The 20,456-nt window shown below is 44.0% G+C and carries 14 protein-coding genes; 7 read left to right on the top strand and 7 right to left on the bottom strand.

From position 1 onward, the window contains the following. Window positions 1-14 precede the first annotated feature (14 nt). Window positions 15-1,523: an EAL domain-containing protein gene (locus MRK00_02345; GenBank protein ID MDR4516221.1), complete on the top strand. Its 1,509-nt coding sequence runs from the start codon at window positions 15-17 to the stop codon at window positions 1,521-1,523. A gap of 80 nt (window positions 1,524-1,603) precedes the next feature. Here MRK00_02345 and MRK00_02350 read toward each other — a convergent pair whose 3' ends face one another. The 4 genes from MRK00_02350 to MRK00_02365 form a co-directional block, all read right to left on the bottom strand. After that, complete coding sequence (locus MRK00_02350) at window positions 1,604-2,983, bottom strand: NAD(P)(+) transhydrogenase (Re/Si-specific) subunit beta (GenBank protein ID MDR4516222.1); 1,380 nt, start codon at window positions 2,981-2,983, stop codon at window positions 1,604-1,606. Continuing rightward, entirely contained in the window at window positions 2,984-3,292 is a 309-nt protein-coding gene (locus MRK00_02355) for an NAD(P) transhydrogenase subunit alpha (protein MDR4516223.1), read from the bottom strand. It lies immediately after the preceding gene. An 81-nt stretch (window positions 3,293-3,373) separates the two neighbouring features. Next, window positions 3,374-4,501 (bottom strand): Re/Si-specific NAD(P)(+) transhydrogenase subunit alpha, encoded by a 1,128-nt coding sequence (locus MRK00_02360; GenBank protein MDR4516224.1) that lies wholly within the window; start codon window positions 4,499-4,501, stop codon window positions 3,374-3,376. Between the two features lie 322 nt (window positions 4,502-4,823). Next, a complete protein-coding gene (locus MRK00_02365) occupies window positions 4,824-5,786 on the bottom strand; it encodes an ornithine cyclodeaminase family protein (protein MDR4516225.1) in 963 nt (320 codons plus the stop codon). A 312-nt stretch (window positions 5,787-6,098) separates the two neighbouring features. On the opposite strand from MRK00_02365, the gene MRK00_02370 reads away from it, so the two are divergent. The 3 genes from MRK00_02370 (at window position 6,099) to MRK00_02380 (ending at window position 8,124) form a co-directional block, all read left to right on the top strand. Next, a complete protein-coding gene (locus MRK00_02370; GenBank protein ID MDR4516226.1) occupies window positions 6,099-6,983 on the top strand; it encodes a DUF6502 family protein in 885 nt (294 codons plus the stop codon). Further along, window positions 6,955-7,809 (top strand): DUF5666 domain-containing protein, encoded by an 855-nt coding sequence (locus tag MRK00_02375; GenBank protein ID MDR4516227.1) that lies wholly within the window; start codon window positions 6,955-6,957, stop codon window positions 7,807-7,809. The genes MRK00_02370 and MRK00_02375 overlap by 29 nt, the downstream gene beginning before the upstream one ends. A gap of 129 nt (window positions 7,810-7,938) precedes the next feature. Then, on the top strand, window positions 7,939-8,124 hold the full coding sequence (locus MRK00_02380; GenBank protein MDR4516228.1) for a hypothetical protein: 186 nt from the start codon (window positions 7,939-7,941) through the stop codon (window positions 8,122-8,124). A 264-nt stretch (window positions 8,125-8,388) separates the two neighbouring features. Here MRK00_02380 and MRK00_02385 read toward each other — a convergent pair whose 3' ends face one another. Beyond that, window positions 8,389-8,748 (bottom strand): DUF4156 domain-containing protein, encoded by a 360-nt coding sequence (locus MRK00_02385; protein ID MDR4516229.1) that lies wholly within the window; start codon window positions 8,746-8,748, stop codon window positions 8,389-8,391. A 133-nt stretch (window positions 8,749-8,881) separates the two neighbouring features. Between MRK00_02385 and leuS the strand changes: the two genes are divergently transcribed. The 3 genes from leuS to MRK00_02400 all read left to right on the top strand — a co-directional run bounded on the left by leuS (window position 8,882) and on the right by MRK00_02400 (window position 17,774). Next, the gene (gene leuS, locus MRK00_02390; protein MDR4516230.1) at window positions 8,882-11,482 is read left to right on the top strand and encodes a leucine--tRNA ligase; all 2,601 of its coding nucleotides are present in this window, start codon (window positions 8,882-8,884) and stop codon (window positions 11,480-11,482) included. A 709-nt stretch (window positions 11,483-12,191) separates the two neighbouring features. After that, window positions 12,192-16,757, top strand: a complete 4,566-nt coding sequence (locus tag MRK00_02395) for an EAL domain-containing protein (protein ID MDR4516231.1) — start codon at window positions 12,192-12,194, stop codon at window positions 16,755-16,757. A gap of 207 nt (window positions 16,758-16,964) precedes the next feature. Next, window positions 16,965-17,774 carry a ferritin-like domain-containing protein gene (locus MRK00_02400; GenBank protein ID MDR4516232.1) on the top strand — a complete coding sequence of 270 codons (810 nt, stop codon included), beginning with the start codon at window positions 16,965-16,967 and terminating at the stop codon, window positions 17,772-17,774. 33 nt (window positions 17,775-17,807) lie between these two features. On the opposite strand, the gene MRK00_02405 is transcribed toward MRK00_02400, so the two are convergent. Next, window positions 17,808-19,052 carry an HDOD domain-containing protein gene (locus tag MRK00_02405; GenBank protein MDR4516233.1) on the bottom strand — a complete coding sequence of 415 codons (1,245 nt, stop codon included), beginning with the start codon at window positions 19,050-19,052 and terminating at the stop codon, window positions 17,808-17,810. 248 nt (window positions 19,053-19,300) lie between these two features. After that, entirely contained in the window at window positions 19,301-20,455 is a 1,155-nt protein-coding gene (gene ppk2 / locus MRK00_02410; protein MDR4516234.1) for a polyphosphate kinase 2, read from the bottom strand. Between the last annotated feature and the right edge of the window lies 1 nt (window position 20,456).

Here is a 20,456-nt window from a genome sequence, read left to right on the forward strand (position 1 = left end):
ATACTGACTATAATATGCTAAACACAATCAAACCATTTATTGCTGCCAGCGGTGCCTTGTTTATGGCAACCATTCTGGTCATCATCAATCTCTATTTTAATGATATTGCTCTATTCTGGGTTGCTATACTATGGATTTTTCTTTTTATTGCCATTCTGGTGATGTTTGGACAATTTGTACATGCAGAAAAGGAAATTCATAATTACTCTTCTCAGTTAACCGCCAACAAAGAAAGATTGGCGAATGAAATCAAACATAGACTTTGGGCCGAAAAAACAACTGCTGAAGCCAAGGTAAAATCACAGATTGTTGATGAAAATTTCCCTGTTTTGCTGGCTTACTTCAACGTTGACCAACGCTGTCGCTATCACAACCGAATCTTCCGCAGGTGGTTTGGATTAAAACCCGATCAAATTGATGGCTTACTCTTGGAAGAATTCGCAAACGAAGAATTTTCTTCCAGTATTAAAAATAACTTAGAAGACATTCTGTCTGGAAAAACGATCTATGAAGAACGTATCCTGAAATCCACAAAAGGGTTTCCTTATATCTTCAACGAACAGTATATTCCTCATCTGGATAGTAAAGGTAAAACGATAGGTTTTTATACGCTGCACACCCCGAACGCACAAGATAAAAAACGTATCGTTTCGCCAAGAAAAAACCAGAATGATCTGACAACGAAACCGGAAACAGATCGCGACAATGCAAATGCCGTGAATAACACGGTTAATGAATCCTCCAAAGCCGGAATTACGGCAGATCGAATTGCTCAGGCCATTAAAGATGGAGAATTCAATCTGTATTGTCAGAAAATAATTCCCCTTAATTCAGATGCCCAATCTGCAGTCCGCTATGAAATTCTGATTCGTATGGCCGAGGAAGAAAGCAATCTTATGCCTCCCGGTTCTTTCCTGCCTTTGGTTGATCAGTTCAAGATGATGCCACAACTTGATCGATGGGTTGTAAATCATATCATCAAATGGCTGGCATCACATTCCAAGGATAACAAGCCTATTTTTTGCTTGAATGTCGCCAAGGATACACTATGCGATAAAACATTTATCAATTTCATTCAAGAAAAGATACAGCAATCTAAAATACCTGCAAATCTGTTATGTTTTGAGATTGAAGAACTCGATGCCAAAAGCAAACTTGATGAAACAATCTATTTCTCAGACAAAGTCCGGGAATTGGATTGTCTTGTTACATTATGTAGCTTTGGCCAGAGTGCAGCTTCAATAAATTTATTGAAAAAACTTAAAATAGATTTTCTGAAAATTGACGGCGGCATTGTTTGCAACATGCTCTATGATGATGAAGATCTCGTGCGCATAAAAGGAATACACCAAATTGCACGTAAATTGAATATTATAACAATTGCTGAACTGGTCGAAACGGAAGAAACTATCGCCAAATTACGCGAAATCGGAATTGACTATGCTCAAGGATTCGGTATTGGCAAACCTTGTCCATTAGATACTCTAAATGACATCCCTCAGAACGAGAAATTGATTCAGTAAACAGCTTAAAAAGATACTGCGCGACAGTATTTAGAACATAAATACTGTCGCTTTCGATTGAATAAAATGTGTAATGGTTATCAAACCGCCTTGACCATACTTTCTACGACTTTTTTAGCGTCGCCAAAAATCATCATCGTTTTATCCATATAAAACAGATCATTATCCAGACCCGCATAACCCACACCCATACTCCGTTTAACGACCATAACAGTGCGCGCCTTATGGGCCTCAAGAATAGGCATACCGTAAATAGGACTGCCGGGAACATTAGCTGCAGGATTAACCACGTCATTAGCTCCGAGTACCAGCACCACATCAGTATTCGAAAAATCGCTGTTAATTTCATCCATTTCTAGAACCTGCTCGTAGGGTATTTCCGCCTCTGCCAGTAACACATTCATATGTCCGGGCATACGCCCTGCGACAGGGTGTATGGCAAATCGCACATTGACACCTTTCTCTTGCAACATTTCAGCCAATTCCTTAACAGCATGCTGCGCTCTGGCAACAGCCAAACCATAACCCGGAATAATAATCACACTGTCTGCGTTACCCATCAAGAATGCCGCATCCTCTGCACTGCCACTGCGATAGGTTTTTTGCTCGCCACTATCAACAACTGCCGCACCACCATCACTCCCAAAACCGCCTAAAATGACCGATAAAAATGGGCGGTTCATCGCTTTACACATGATATACGAGAGAATCGCACCTGAACTGCCCACCAGTGAGCCTGCAATAATGAGCATTGGATTTCCCAAAGAAAAACCGATACCTGCAGCAGCCCAGCCGGAATACGAATTGAGCATTGAAATTACAACAGGCATATCAGCACCGCCGATAGGTATGATAATCAGAAAACCCAGCAGAAAAGCGATCGCCGTCATAACGATAAACGCGGTCCAGTTTGTTGTTTCACTGAAGAAGAACCACAATCCAAAACCGATCATCACAATTGCAAGTAACAAATTAAGCATATGTTGACCAGTGAAGACAATTGGGGTGCCACTCATACGGCCCGATAATTTAAGAAATGCGATTACCGATCCAGACCATGTCATGGCGCCAATAAAAGTTCCCAGGAACAATTCCAGCTTACTACCCGCAGGCAATACTTCCGGCAAGCCAAACGAAACAGGATTATTAATCGCTGCAATTGCAATAAACACTGCCGCCAGCCCCACCAGTGAATGCATAAAAGCCACCAGCTCCGGCATTGCTGTCATCTGTACCCGTTTTGCAATAATCGTACCTATTGTACCGCCGATGGCTATACAGCCAACAATCAACATCCAGTTCTCGGTCAGGGTCATTGTGGTAGCAACAGCAATTATCATACCGACGATACCAAACAAGTTTCCACGACGCGCAGATTCCGGAGAACTTAGGCCTTTTAGCGCCAGTATAAAAAACACTGAGGCAACCAAATATGCGAGTGCTACCATATTTGCTGACATTTACGCACTTCCTTTTTTATCTTTTTTCTTGAACATTTCCAGCATCCGTTGACTGACCAGAAACCCGCCAAATACATTTACTGCCGCAAGGGTTACGGCAATTGCGCCTAACCAGACGCCCCAATCCATATCCGCAGGGCCCGCAGCCAGCATAGCACCCACAATAATAATACTTGAAATTGCATTGGTAACAGACATCAGCGGTGTATGCAGGGCAGGCGTAACATTCCACACCACATGGTAGCCGACAAAAATTGCCAGTACAAAAATTGTTAGATTGATAATAAGTGGATCGATATCACCTATCATATTCACTCCTTTTAAATTCGTTAACTATATGCCTTAAGGTAGAAGAAAAAATAACAGCAGTATTTCGTACTTCCATCAAAACTATGCCTGAATCGAGACACTGCCATCACTACAAACCAGTGTTCCGGCTACAATTTCGTCCTCGCGGTTAATGTTTAACGTTCCGTTTTCAACATCGACAATCAGATTCAGAAAATTCATTAAATTACGCGCGTATAACGTGCTGGAATCAGCCGCAACCAAACCAGGGAAATTAGCAATGCCAACCAAGTGAACACCATGTTTGACAACTGTTTTGTCCAGTTCGGATAACGGACAGTTACCGCCAGCCTCAACGGCCAAGTCCACTATAACAGAACCGGGTTTCATCGCTTTTACGGTTTCTTCTTTTATCAGGACAGGCGCCGGACGCCCTGGAATTAATGCAGTGGTAATAATTATATCTGCAGCTGCAGCCCGCTCATGAACCAGTTCTCCCTGACGTCGTTTATAATCTTCCGACATTTCTGTGGCGTAACCACCCGCCGTTTCTGCACTGGCTTTTTCTTCATCACTCAGCGGCACTTCGACAAATTTAGCACCCAAACTTTCAACCTGTTCTTTTACAGCCGGACGCACATCAAAAGCTTCGACAACAGCACCCAGTCTTTTTGCGGTAGCGATCGCCTGCAACCCCGCCACACCGGCACCAAGAATCAGCACGCGCGCGGCTTTAACTGTTCCCGCCGCAGTCATCAACATCGGGAAAAAACGTTGATAAACATCAGCCGCCATAATCACCGCTTTGTAGCCGGCAATATTTGCCTGCGATGACAACACATCCATATTCTGGGCACGCGTAATCCGAGGCAATTTTTCCATTGCAAACGCGGTTAAGCCATGCTTGGCGAGCGCTTCGATTCCATTTGATTGATGCGGCGCCAAAAGACCCAGTAGCACTGAATCGTTACGCATCATGGCTAACTCATCCGCTTCCGGTCCACGTACCTTGAGCACAATTTCCGCCTGGCTATACAACGACTGCGCATCCGCAACGATTTTTGCACCTGCGGCTTCAAATTCCGAATCAGGTATACTTGCCTTTACACCCGCACCTGATTGCACAGATACAACGTGTACACCTTTTGCAGTATATTTTTTAATGGTCTCCGGTGTAGCTGCTACACGTGTTTCTCCCCCGCGAATCTCTGCGGGTATGCCTATATGCATTGATGATCTCCCTTATCTTGCCAACAAGCTTGCAAACAAAAACTTTTTTATGAATAAAACAGAATTTTTCTTCTTATAAACTGCAAATTATAAATCAATTTGCGCTTCACGTAACAGATTCCTGGAACAGGCGATGAAATTGGTACACTTTTACAACAACTTCCAAATTCTGATTTAAACATTAGCAGGATGTTAAAAAACGTTCCCGAAGCAGCCAATACACGACAAAAACAGTCAATAAATGGAATCGTACTTAATAAATTAGTGGCTTGAGTCTGCTTCTAACGCAGCAAGACAACGCAGATCGTTTTTCATTGACCGGTTAAATTTCAATCAATATGCCCTGCGACATCTTACAGGCACGCCAATACGCTAACGCTGAAAGCGCCAAATCACCTAATGCCAGACCACGGAAGATAAATGCGGTACGCTCGGTCGCATTCGTGCGTCCCAGAATCTTTTCACTGACCAGATCTGCTAAATCACCCGAAACCAGATCTGGACAAACCAAAGGTTTAGACATCTGCGCTTCCTGTTCCAGATCATCAATAACAATGCGGTCAAAGATCGTCATACCATCTGCAAGCCAGGGGGCTGCCAGATCAGTCATGGTAACAAAAGCACCTGGCTTTAACCATCGCGCATTTAAAAAAGGCACCAACTCAGGCGAAATTGTTACCGAAGTTACAATCAAATCTGCGTCACACAACGCTTCCCGGGCTGTTTCACACGCAGTTGCGGTTAACCCCATTTCCGTTACGCTTTTGCAGAACGCAGTTCTATTTTCAGCACCACGCCCCAAAACACGCACTTCCTTTAACGCGAACAGATCAGCAAAAGCTTTTAAGTGACTACGCGCCTGTACGCCACACCCAACAAATGCTGCAACCGTTGCATCTTCTCTGGCCAGTCTTTTCGCCGCTACAGCGCTCAAACCGGCTGTTCGAACCGCTGTCACCCAACCGCCATCCAATAGCGCCAGCGGCAAGCCGGTGTCACTATCGAGTAATGTCACCAAAGCATAAATACTTTTCAGACCACGAAGGGTATTTCTTGGATTCAGCAGCAATGTTTTTACTGCCAAAATCTGTGGGTCATCTGCGGCCGCCAATGTCGCCATCATATATCTTCCGTCAGGCGGCGTAATCACAACTTTGGGTGCATTCCAAACTCGACCCTGATTGCGTTCAAGTATCAGACGCTCAATACTTCCAGTGATTTCAGCTACCGTCAACGGCATCTGGTCGAGCACCTTTTTCGACAAGAATCGAATATATTCAGACATCTCAACAGTTACAGCCAATCAGTACACATATGCCACTTCCTCTTAATCATCCTGTCTATGGTTATTTTAGCAGGCTGTTAAAAACTTATTGAGATTGTTATGAATGTGATTCAGATGCTCCGTGCAAATACAACATCAATTATCTCATCAGTACAATATCAAAAGGATTCAAAATACTCATATCAAGAATTCCTTGAAAAAACTATATAATGTGCGAAAAACACCAATCAGCATCAATATTTGTAAATATTTCCCACGTATATTAAAATTATCCTTTTATCTTTTAACTTTTACTCTTTCAACTTAACATTAATGCGAACACCCTCCTCCGAAAAGAATTCCGGTGTAACCACTGTTTCTCCAGCACTCATTTCTGCCTTGTGTAAAGTACTACGCCCCTTGATAAAGCTCATGCTGGCCAAAGGCGTGACATATATCTACCTGACAGATATTTTGAAGAAAATATATGTGGAAGTAGGAGACAAAGAATTTCGCATGAACGATAAACCCACAACGGACAGTCACTTAAGCCTGCTTACCGGCATACACCGCAAGGACATCAAACGATTGCGTCCCGCTGTCAATACAAATGCCGAGATTGTTCCAGAAACAGTATCAATGGGTGCCCGGCTCGTCAGCCAGTGGACTAGCGATCCAGATTATCTCGATGAAAACAACGCACCAAAGCCTTTACCGCGTTTTATGCGAGACAATGGAAAAATTTCTTTTGAAGGACTCGTTGCCAGCATCAGTAAAGATATTCGCTCGCGTGTTGTACTGGATGAATGGCTACGGCTGGACGTCGTTCATATTGATGATCAACGTCGTGTTTGCCTGAATGTAGAAGCATTTGTTCCGGCGAAAGGTTTTGACGAAAAAGCATATTACTTTGGTCATAACCTGCATGATCATTTCGCCGCTGCCGCATCGAATTTGATTGGTGAAAAACTGCCTTTCCTAGAACGAAGTGTACATTATGATGCTTTAAGTACTGAATCGGTCAGGATACTCGCAGAACAATCCGAGCTTATGGGTATGCATGCACTTCTGGCGATTAATAAAAAAGCCATGGAACTTGAGAAAGAGGACACGCAGACAAAAGATATACGGCATCGTATGACAATGGGTATTTATTTTTACAGCGTACCTGTTGAACCCAAAAATACTGATGGCAAAAACAACCAAGTCACCGAATAATGGCATTATTGCCACCACTCAAAATACCGTAACAAGACAGCAACATATCTATGTGCACACGAAATTACTGAACGCATTATCCCGGACCGTAAATCACGCTGTTATTACTCTGATCCTGGTTGTACCTCTAGTCGCACAAGGGAAGTATATGTGCGATACAGGAAGCTCCCCACTCAATCCACTTGCATCGATGCAGTCCGGAATCAGTGGCACAGGCATCGACAACGACAGTCCGGGTAATATCAACAACATCGTTGATTCCCATGGAAAAATGGCCCAGAGCGGTGGAATTGGCGGCACCGGCATCATTGGAATCATTACCGGTTTTGCCAGCATTTGTGTGAATGGAACTGAAATACATTACACCGCCGACACGCCATTTACGATGGATGGATCGCCTTCAACCTTAATGGAATTAGCAACAGGCCAGATTGTCGTAGTTCGCGCCGAGGGCTTTGGCAAGGCGTTAACCGCCAAACATATTACAATTATGCATGCCGCTGTTGGTCCGATAACACATATCGACATTAACGGGCGAATTACACAGATTAATCCCGGTGAACTGATCGTTGATGGTACCCGCGTTGAATTTGATCCGCAGTCTCAGCCGACCGATCTGTCCGAAGGCATGGAGATTTCAATCAAGGGCTACTGGGACGGTGCGCATATTCATGCACAGGCAATACAAATCGATCCAACGGGGCATGTTCTGGGGAATGTTGAGCATATTGTTCTGGAAGGCTATGTTCATGCAACAGATGAACAGACACTCAGAGTAAACAACCAAAACATTAACATTAGACAGGGCGTGAAATTACCGGTGTAACGCATGAGAATCCGCAGCAGAATCAGCGTATACAGATTATCGGTCATCTAATCGAAGATAACCGGTTTGTTGCTGACAAAATTGAACTGAAACATTCCCAGTTTGCTCAAGATATCGATGTAATCCGCTTTGAAAACAATAAACCGCCATCCAAATGAAACAGAAGATAGCTCTGAAGACAGCTATATCCAGGACACCGATGGCAAAGCAAAATTCCGGCAAAACATGCAAGCCGGACACCAGAATCCAGATGATGATTCCTCAATATCAACGGGCGCTTCTAAAGATCACACGCATGAAAAATCCGGACCATGAGCAGTTTTTTGATGGCGATTACGAATCGAGGCTTTGACCGATAAAAACACCTATTGTCATTCGTTCTCGACTGACTCCACTTTTTAGTATTTTATTTTCTAAAACTCACCGCCTCATTGGGAGCTCACAAATTTGCAATCGCTGATATCGAAACAGACAATGAAATTACCAATGACAATTCAGGTACCGACAATAATCCTATCGTTTCAACAACGACACACAATTAAACATGACACGTCAAATCAATTGTCGAGCACAACGATTTTAATTACAGTCATACGCATTGCCGATAATCGTTGTATTGGCATTGCCTGAAGCCTCATATCTACCCGAGTTGCTGACATGCTGAATATACACAGTATTACCACCGAGTTCAGCGGTTTCGTTTCTCAAATCATTTCTGGCGCCCATCAGCAAGTTTTTATCTGAAGTATACGCACCGGTAAACCAGTTACCCTGCGATCCCGCCACTTCACCGAGAAAACGGCACCGTTCGGCATCCGGTGCTTCTTTTAAGATGACTACGGACTGTGCTTCCGGTTTGGCCGAAATAGCAGAACAGCCGCTCAAACCACAGAACACTATCAATAATATGCAAGTTTTATACTCAAATAATCGTTTCATTGATCCCCCGCCTGGTTGAAATACGAATTACGAAAAACATTAGTAATGGCAATTATTATAACGCGCCACATGTTCTTACCTTTACACTTCACGGTATAATGATCGATTTTAAAAGTAAAAAAAGTCAACGTCCATGCAAGAAAAATATCATCCCCAGGAAATCGAAAAAAAAGCGCAACACTATTGGGAAGAGGCCGCCCAATTCAAAGCGGTAGAAGCCACAAACAGATCAAAATATTATTGTCTGTCCATGTTCCCTTACCCGTCGGGAAAACTGCATATGGGGCATGTTCGCAATTACACAATCGGTGATGTTTTGTCGCGCTATCGTCGCATGCAGGGTTATAACGTCCTGCAACCGATGGGCTGGGATGCTTTTGGCCTGCCGGCTGAAAATGCAGCGATGCAAAATAATGTTTCCCCGGCTAAATGGACTTACGACAATATCGCGTATATGCGCAAACAACTGAAAAGTCTCGGGCTGGCCATAGACTGGGATCGCGAACTGGCAACATGTGATCCGGATTATTACCGTTGGAACCAATGGCTTTTTCTGCGCATGCTGGAAAAGGGGATTGCCTATCAGACCACCGGCACCGTCAACTGGGACCCGATCGACCAGACCGTTCTGGCCAATGAACAGGTTATTGACGGGTGTGGCTGGCGCACCGGCGCACCGGTCGAAAAACGTGAAATTCCAATGTATTACCTGAGAATTACTGCATACGCCGACGAGTTGCTGGAAGCGCTCGACACGTTGCCGGGCTGGCCTGAACGCGTCAAAACCATGCAGGCGAACTGGATTGGAAAAAGCTACGGTGTCGATATTACATTCCCTGCCGACAAGGAATCCGGCACACCACAAAACCTGAAAGTGTTCACCACGCGTGCGGATACACTGATGGGTGCGACTTATGTTGCGGTCGCCGCAGAGCACCCGATTGCATTGCACGCCGCCAAGGATAATCTGACGCTGCATAATTTTATTCAGGAATGCAAACTCGGTGCGACTAAAGAAGCCGATCTGGCTACTCAGGAAAAGAAAGGTATGGACACCGGCCTGTTCGTAATCCATCCACTCAATGGAAAGCGCTTGCCGATTTGGATTGCCAACTATGTTTTAATGGGCTACGGAGAAGGCGCAGTCATGGCGGTACCAGCCCATGACGAACGTGATTTCGAATTTGCCAAACAATATGCACTGCAGATCAAAGCTGTGATCAAACCGCTTCACGAGGACCTGCAACACCCTTTGAATGAGGCGTATATTGATCATGGCATCACTTTCGATTCAGGAGAGTTCTCCGATCTCGAATTTCAGGACGCAATAGATGCAATTGCCGCGGCTTTACAGAAAAAGGGGCTCGGCAACAAACGCGTTCAGTACCGCCTGCGTGACTGGGGAATCTCGCGTCAGCGGTACTGGGGTTGTCCTATCCCGTTGATCCACTGTGAGTCTTGCGGTATTGTACCGGTACCGGACGATCAGTTACCTGTTATTCTGCCACAGGATCTGGTGCCCGATGGCACTGGAAATCCACTGGGCAAGACATCGTCTTTCTACGAATGTACTTGCCCGCAATGTGGCAATGCCGCCCGGCGGGAAACGGACACGATGGATACCTTTGTTGATTCCTCATGGTATTACGCGCGTTATGCCTGTCCTGAGCAGAATCAGGCAATGACCGATGAACGCGCGAATTACTGGCTGCCGGTCGACCAGTATATCGGGGGTATTGAACACGCCATTTTGCATCTGCTGTATTCGCGTTTCTGGAGCAAGGTCATGCGCGACACCGGTCTGCTGGATACAGACGAACCATTCACGAACCTCCTCACGCAAGGCATGGTTCTGAACGAAATTTTTTACCGCAAGACCGGCAGCGGGCGCATTACCTATTACAATCCAACTGAAGTCGATATACAGTTTGACGAAGACGGCAAGCGGTGTGGCGCAATATTGCTTACAGACCGGCAACCTGTCGAATCCGATGGTATCGGCACCATGTCAAAATCCAAAAATAACGGTGTCGACCCGCAAAAACTGGTTGAGGAATACGGTGCGGACACCGCTCGCTTGTTCATGATGTTCGCTAGTCCGCCGACGCAAACACTGGAATGGTCTGACACGGGTGTTGACGGCGCCTATCGTTTTCTCAGGCGCTTGTGGAAACAGGTATACACACATGTCGAGCAAGGTATCGTTACGGTTGACCCTGCCATGCATCGGAATCTGCCTGCAGACCTTAAAACCCTGCGTTTCCAGTTACACCACACCGTCGCAAAATTCACCGATGATCTTGAGCGGCGCCACACCTTCAACACGGCAATCGCTGCCGTCATGGAATTAATGAACAATCTGGCAAAAGTACATGAAACCGATCCTGCTGCCCGTAACCTGTTGCAGGAAGCAATGGAAAACATTGTACTGCTGCTCTCTCCCATCGTACCGCATATCTGCCATGCATTATGGCGCGAACTTCGTCCGGGCACTGAATTGCTCGACCAACCCTGGCCACAGGCCGACCAGTCAGCACTGGTACAGGATCAAATCAAGCTTGTTGTGCAGGTCAACGGAAAACTACGCGGACAAATTAATGCCGCCAAGGATGCGGACCGGAAAACCATCGAACAGACTGCGCTAGAAAATGAACAGGTACAAAAATTCATCGAAGGCGCAACAATCAGGAAGATTATTGTGGTGCCGGGCAAACTTGTAAATATTGTTATCTAGGGGATTTCAATATTTAACGCTCACAATTATATTTGCATTTATGACATAAATAGAAGTAATCTATGGCAATTTTAACTATAAATCTGATCACATCCTATGGTGGAATAGTGGATTTATAACTGTTGTTGTACGCCAATTTTTTGATCGCCCAATCAAATAACATGGATATGCAATTTCTTAGGAATTTTAATTCAATCAAGATTAACTCAACTTAATTCAACCAAGACACCCTTTACCGTGCTCAGGAATTTAAAACACTACTGATTATTACGATTAGTACTTTTGATTACAACAAATTATGCAGTCATTTTTAGCGCTGTATTCAATCCATAATCAATTAATTGAGAAATGGTCAAATATTTGAAAAGTGTATTTTGAGCGCAATGAAAAGCAACTGAATACCATATACTTTTTATCTATATCTATTATTCACTAAGTCGAAAAACAAAGATTTATTGACGAAAACTAACTATGCCTAAAATTGCACGGTTATCCGCATTATTGTACAAATACGCCTGAAAATTACGCGTTGTAATGTGCATACATACCAATCGACAGATTGGAAACACTATTTTTGTACTTGTATAAATAGCCAAACGCTCGTCAAATCAGTTTCTTAACAAGCGTTTAGCACAATATCAGATGGATAGCCGCACTAGCATTACAGATAACAGCAAAAACTTCTGGGGTAGGAGGCAATTTAGTGAAAATGACATCAAAGAGCAATAAGGTCCGTTCGCACTCCGTCAGACTGGTCGGAATAGGTGCATCCGCTGGTGGACTTGAAGCATTGCGCGATTTAATAGGCTCATTACCCGAATCTGACTGCCTATCTTATGTTATCGCTCAGCATGTTTCTCCAAGTCATGTCAGCATGCTGATCAATTTGCTGGCACCGCTAACTCCGCTTCAGGTCAGAAATCTCGAGAAAAAACAAAAACCGGAACCTGGCTTTATCTATATTACGCCACCCAATAACGATGTCGTACTCGAAAAAGGCCAATTGATACTTACTAAGCCACAACATACGATTGGACCCAAACCTTCTATAAATCGTTTTTTCTGTTCACTCGCAGACGAACTCAAAGAACATGCCATTGGCATAATTTTGTCAGGCACAGGCACAGACGGTGCATCTGGCATAACTGCTATCAAGGCATCAGACGGCATTACGATTACTCAGGACCCGGAAACCGCAAAATATGACAGCATGCCAAAAGCAGCTATTAATACGGGACATAATGATTTAATTCTGAGTTGCACCGAAATTGGACCTGCACTGATGCGCCTACTGAAACATCCCGTGGAATTTTTCAACACCAGTAAAAGTGATCAGAAACTCGATGATTACAGTCAGATCTATAGTTTGGTCAAGAAATTTACCGCTTTCAAACTTGATGCCTATAAAGAAAGTACAGTAAAACGGCGAATTGCACGCCGCATGAGTATTTTAGGTATTCATTCGCTCAAGGCGTACATAGAACACCTCAGAAACCATCAGGAAGAATCCCGGTTAATGGTTCGCAGTATGTTTATCAGCGTTACATTTTTCTTTCGTGACCAATTATCCTTTACTACTCTCGAAAAAATCATTGAAGACATCGTCCGCAAACAGGCTCACCATAAAATTATCCGATGCTGGGTACCTGGTTGCGCTTCAGGAGAGGAAGTCTACAGTATCGCATTGCTACTTGAGGAAGCCTTACGCACGCAAAAAAGGTCAGATCTGCAGTATCTGATTTTCGCATCCGATCTGGACGAAGCGGCAATAGAAAAAGCGCGTACAGCGCTATACTCAAATAACGCACTTGAAACAGTACCGAAACATTTTTTGGAAACCTATACGGAAAATGAGGGTGAACATCGTCGCATTTTGAAAAATGTCCGCAATCAAATTGTTTTTGCCCATCAAAATGTAATCGTGGATCCGCCTTTTGGACGCCTGGATCTCATCAGTTGCCGGAATTTGATGATCTATCTGAATCCGGACGCACAAAAAAAGATGTTGAGAGCATTTCACTATGCGCTGAATCCTGACGGTTACCTTTTTTTAGGAAAGTCAGAGGGCATTGACTCACACAAAGATTTATTCAAATTAGTCAATAAAAAGGCATGTATTTACAGCAGGCAACCGGGTTCAACGCACTATATGCTGCCTCAAACCCAAGTCACTTCAATATCGCAACCCAAACGAAAAAAATTACACAATGATACGGCCGCAAGCACTGACTACATCAGCAATCGCGCGCTCGTTGAGTTAACGCAATTCTATGCACCACCCTCTGTAATCATTGATGAAACTAACAATATCCTCAACTTTTATGGTGATCTCAAGCCCTATTTGAATTTTCCCAGCGGCACAGCGGGAATGTATTTATTTAACATGGTTATCCCAGCTTTACGCGCAGAATTGCGGGCGCTTATATATCGCTGCCGTCGCGAGTCCAAACCGACAGAAGGCATAGCCAGACCGATTGAAATTAACCACAAACCTCATCAGGTAATTCCTGTCATCCGCCCACTTGAAGACACCCGGGAATCACCGCTACTGATATCATTTCTCACACAGACTGTTAATCAGAGCTTAACCGACAAACCCGTTTCTGAAAAAACAGTTGAACGTGACACTCTCATTATCAAAGAGCTTGAGGAAGAAATTGCCAATTCTCGCGCTCACCTTAATAGCGTTATCGAGGAACTTGAAACTTCTAATGAAGAACTTCAGTCACTGAATGAAGAATTAAATTCATCGAATGAAGAATTGCAATCAACCAATGAGGAATTGCAAACCCTCAACGAAGAATTGCAATCGACCAACGAGGAATTGCTAACCGTAAATGAAGAACTTCAGGTTAAAACAACGGAACTGGAAAAAATCACCACCGATCTTGTCAACGTCAAGCAAAGCCTGGATTACCCAATGATCGTTGTAGACAGGCAATTACACATCACCCAGGCAAACACCGCTTGCAAAATGGTTATTGCATTTGAAAACGTGATTGAAGGCTGTTCGTTGAACAGCATCCAGTGGCTATTGGAAATACCGGGTTTAAATTCAAAAGTCCGGAAAGCAATACGAGAAGGCGCCCGTATTGAAACGATACTTAGCCATCCAGATACAAATAAAGTTTTTCTATTACACGTAATGCCATACCGCACAGCACAAAACGAAATCGCTGGCGCAATATTATTGTTTAACGACATCAGTGCTCAACATATCGCCGAAGCCGCTCAACGCAAAAGCGAAGATATTTTTCGCAAAGCCATGCTGTATGCACCCATCGGAATTACCCTGCAATCAACTGACAATGCCATACTTGAAGTCAATCCAGCATTATGCAAGATTCTGGGCTATACCAAAGACGAACTGCTGCAACTCGATATCAGAACGGTTATACATCCGGACGATCTGGCAGAGCACCAGCAGCAACAACATCAGATGCTCAATGGCGAACTCGATAGTATTGCTGTGGCAAAACGTTATCTGCACAAAAACGGCCAGATAATTCATGTTAATCTAAATAAAGCGCTGGTAAACAGAGGCGCGAATACCCCGCATTATTTTATTTCACTCATTCAAGATATCACTGAACAGAAAAAAGCGGAGGATGAGCTGCGGCTTGCCGCAAGTGTATTTACCAATGTATTAGACGGCATTATTATTACCGACGGAAATGCCCGAATTATCAAAGTAAACACCGCTTTTGAAGATATTCTTGGCTACACTGCAAAAGAAGTGATCGGCAAACATACAAGTATGTTCAAATCTCATATCCACGACAAAGCATTCTATGCCGCCATGTGGCATGACATTAACGAAAAAGGTTCCTGGCACGGGGAAGTCTGGGACAGACACAAAACCGGCCATCTCGTGCCCATCTGGCTGAGCATTTCTGCCTTAAAAAAGGACAACAGCAAAGCAGACCATTACATCGCTGTCATGTACGACATGAGCGAACAAAAGCATTATAATGAAAAAATTAACTACCTGGCGCATTATGACGCGCTGACCAAACTGCCGAACCGCACTCTGTTTACCGAACGTCTCGAACATGCCATTGCAAAAGCAAGAAGAAACAACACCCAATTAGCGATACTCTTCATCGATCTCGATAACTTCAAACATATCAATGATTCACATGGACACCCAGTGGGCGATGAATTGCTCTGTCAGGTCGCAGCCCGTTTGAACACTATTATGCGGTCCAGTGATACCGTTTCCAGACACAGTGGCGACGAATTTACAATTCTGATCGAAGACCAAATCAATGAAGATAAAGTTCGGCTGATTGCGGAGAAAATCCTGACAACAATTGCAAAACCATTTAAATTATTACCCGATGGATCAACATTTATCTCCGCCAGTATAGGTTTGGCGCTTTTCCCGGATGATGGCGAGACTGTCGATACGCTACTCAAACATGCCGATCTGGCAATGTATCGTTCCAAAGAAGCCGGCCGCAACCACTTTCATTTTTATACACAGGAAATGTCTAATAGAATGCAAGAACGGATGCTGCTGTATACCGATTTGCACCAGGCATTGCATAAAAACAAGCTTCAGCTTTATTATCAACCGATCATTGACATTCACACAAAAACGCATGTAGGCGCAGAAGCATTGCTGCGTTGGAAACATCACAATCTGGGCTGGGTGCCTCCAAATAAGTTTATTTCCATCGCCGAAGACAGCGACTTAATTCATGTCATTGGCGAATGGGTTATGCTAAGCGCTTGCCGGCAAATGTGGGACTGGCAGAATGCGGATATTGACCCGGGCATATTATCGATAAATGTATCGGGCAAGCAATTAATTTCAGACAATTTTATAACCCAGGTTCATCACATTCTGGAAAGTTCTGAGTGTTCGCCGGAAAAAATTGTATTTGAAATCACCGAAAGTTTTATTATGAAAGAAAGCGAGGGTGCAATTAACACACTGAATAAATTGCGTGAATTGGGATTTGGCATTGCCATTGATGATTTCGGCACAGGTTATTCGTCATTAAGCTATCTGAAACGCCTGCCCGTAACCAAGATAAAACTGGACAAGTCTTTTGTCAGAGATATTCCTAATGATGCCAATGATATCGCAATTGCCAGAGCAATTCTTGGCCTGGGTAACATTCTAGGGCTCGAAGTGATAGCCGAAGGCGTTGAAACAAAAAAACAACATGATTTTCTTGCATCGGAGCATTGCGTTTTGGGACAGGGATATCATTATGCGAGACCCATGACACCGGGAAAATTCAAACAGTATTTGATGAAACAATAACGCGTTAAAGCCCGCTCCGCAATTCTCCGAAACGACCTGGCAATCAAGCATTTCGTTTTGAGTTGAATTGACGGCTTCATACCGATACAACTTTTCTGAGGATAAAAAAATTTGTCATCTGGAACACTGATTCAAGGATAACTTTTCCCTGAACAAAAAAAGAGCGACAATACCGGCTTACAATACATCCGTTTATGACCAATCCTTATGGAATCCCTGCACGAAGCAGCCAACCGCTGTTTGAAAACCAGCGAGATCGAAGAAAAACTGCGCCTGACACAGCAAACCGTTCAAGCATGGCGGGAAGGCTCTTTATCGATCGAATCAACAAACATACCTGAACCTATTGATGAACCGGGGCGCCCCGCAAGGCCTAAACTGGTTATGCCTGGTAACGTACCGAAGCGCGGTTTAGGCACAAAAGCCGGGCTTGTGGCACTCATACATGCGGTGACACATATCGAATTCAATGCCATTAATCTTGCCTGGGATGCGGTGTATCGTTTTCGTTACCTCCCCAATAAATTTTACAGCGATTGGATACATGTCGCCGAAGAGGAAGCGCATCATTTTCAATTATTACGCAAACGGCTGAATGCGCTTGGTCACGATTATGGCGATCTTCCGGCTCACAACGGTTTATGGGAAATGGCCAAAAAAACAGCTTTCGATCCAATGGTCCGTATGGCACTGGTCCCGCGCGTTCTGGAAGCCAGAGGCCTGGATGTTACACCGGGCATTATTAAGCGTTTACGCAGTGCTGATGACATAAAAACCGTCGCGATTCTGGAGATTATTTTACGGGACGAAATCGGACATGTAAAAATCGGATCGCACTGGTTTAAATATTTCTGCGAAAAACGCGGATTGAGTTCCGATCAAACATTCCGCGAATTGCTAAAGCGATATTATACCGGCCAGCTGTCGGGCCCTTTTCATCATGAAGCGAGACAGAAGGCGGGCTTTACAGCAATTGAATTAAAAGCGCTGCAAGATATGGAAATTTCCAAATGTTAGTACGGCCATGTAGTAATTTAGACTTGACGGCGGTTAACCGGACGAATTAACCATTTCGCTGATACGGCTTGCCCAGGCCAGCGCTTCCAGTTCCAGCTGCGTAAATTCACGCATACTGAGGAAACCCAATTCTGCCAGCATCGTTGAAACCATATCAAATTCACCTTTTTCTTGCGCTTCTATCAAAGCCAGTTGACGTCCCAGGTATCCGCGTCTCGACAATAAAGCTTCACTCATATCTTTCTGAATACTGAGCGTTTCCACGAGTTCGGACATTTTCATGCCTAGCAACGTATCCAGTAATGATAATACACCCACCATAAACGCACGGTCTTGATGATTCTTGTCGTGAGGCCTGTCTGCTATTGCAATCGATTCGAGTAACTTCCCACGAATTGCTGCTGTATGTACTAACGCATCCGATGAACTGCCGTCTTTTTGCTTGGCGGTATAGAGTAATATCTGTATCCATCGCTGGAGTTGTTTGCGGCCCAGTATCATGATGGCCCGTTTTATTGAATTTACCGTTTTTGACACTCCCGTACCAGCTGAATTGACCATACGCATCAGGTTATAACTTAAGCCAGGCTGATATTTAAGCTCATTCTCAATTTCTGAAACATCGCTGTCTTTCGCGATAAGCAAAAGCAATTTCAACAAGGACAGTTTGGATGGATCAACACGTTTTCCTGAAATAATCTCCGGTTTTGCAAAATAAAAGCCTTGCAACAAGCTGAAACCCAAGTCTTTACATTTTTTGGCCATATCGCGGTTTTCAACTTTCTCTGCCAGCAACAATACTGGCCACCGTTTTATTTTCTTAACCAATGCAGCTAACTCACCATCTTCCAACGCGCTTACGTTCACTTTAACCACATTAACCAGTGGCATCAGACGATCAAATTGTCCGTCCATATGAATCTCATTGGGAATCGCTATCTGATAACCTTTGCTCTTTAGTTCGGAACAACGATGCATGATCTCATCGGTAATTTCAACATCTCTTAATAATTCAAAAACAATTTGGTTTTTTGGAAGCAGGAAAATCGAATCACCCAATAAAAATTGGGCATCGACTTTAATAAAAGCGCGCCGCTTACCCATGACATTTTCAATACCTATTTGTCCGTATGTATCGATAATGACATTTGCTGATGCCGCCCGATTGTCGGTAACATTCACTTCATTCTGCTGATTGGAACGAAATAACAGTTCGAATGCCACGATATTTTGTTTGCTGTCCAGTATTGGTAGTCTGCCAAGAAAGACTTCTTTCATATCTGATCCTGTGTGTCCCTGATCTATCTTACATATCCATTGCTTATCGTCTGCTCACCGTCCAACTTGAGTCAGAATTTGGATTACTCGTCGCATGCAATCGCCATTCTGGCTTACTTCTTAATCGACAGTTTGCGATACCCACTTTTTATAAATGAATGTTGGATAGTCTTGTAAATAACCTTACACATTGCTCAAATGGTCTATAAAATGAATTTGAGCAGAAAACAAGAAAGCACCGTTTGAATTTACAATATTGGCTGACTGTTCTCGCCTTTTTCATACACAACATGTGCACGCCCGACCAATAGCGGATCAAGCGAACCGATATGGTCAGGATTTTTATTTTTGTACGGCAATTTGTGCAACACATAGCGCATGGCGTTGAGCCGCGCCCGTTTCTTGCAGTCGGATTTAATTACAGTCCAGGGTGAATCGGCTGTATCGGTGTAATAGAACATCGCTTCCTTGGCGCGAGTATAGTCTTCCCATTTATCCAACGACGCTTTATCGATCGGTGACAATTTCCACTGTTTTAGAGGATGGGTTTCCCGTTCCTTAAATCTGCGGCGCTGCTCTTTTCGGCTAACAGAAAACCAGAACTTAATCAGATAGATGCCGCTACGTACTAAATTACGCTCAAACACAGGAGCCTGCTGCATAAACTCCAAATATTCCTCTTCAGCGCAAAATCCCATAACGCACTCAACACCCGCCCGGTTATACCAGGAACGATCAAACAACACGATTTCACCGGCTGTAGGCAGATGCTGGATATAGCGTTGGAAATACCACTGGCCTTGTTCAATTTCCGATGGTTTTTCCAGTGCCACCACGCGTGCGCCCCGTGGATTCAAATGTTCCATAAACCGTTTGATTGTTCCGCCTTTACCGGCCGCATCACGCCCTTCAAATAAAATAACAACGCGCTTCTTGTTCTCTCTGACCCAGGATTGCAGTTTCAATAACTCGACTTGTAACTGATATTTGTCCCTCTCATAATTCTTGCGCGTCATCAAATTCTTATACGGGTAGCCGCCTTCCCGCCAGTCTTTCGCCAATTCCTCATCAGAATTCACTTTTTTCCGGGTGATCAACGGAATTTTTTTTACTAATTCATTGCGCAGCCGATAGGCGTCATCCGGTGACATACCACCAATCACGGCGTCAAGCGTTCTGGCCAATTCTGCAGTATCACCAGGTCTGATGTTACTCAGAATATCTTGTAACTCTGTCTCTTTGGAAGTTTGCGCCGCTTTGATCGCCTCATTCACTTCATACGATTCAATGTCATTTTCAGTTAATTCCGGCGCGATATCACCTTCATCGACAATACGATACCGCCTGCGCATATCAGTGGATTTGTTTGATTCCAAAATATTTGATGTCTCTTTCTTTTCCATA

The sequence above is a fragment of the Nitrosomonas sp. genome (assembly GCA_031316255.1).
Lineage (GTDB): Bacteria > Pseudomonadota > Gammaproteobacteria > Burkholderiales > Nitrosomonadaceae > Nitrosomonas.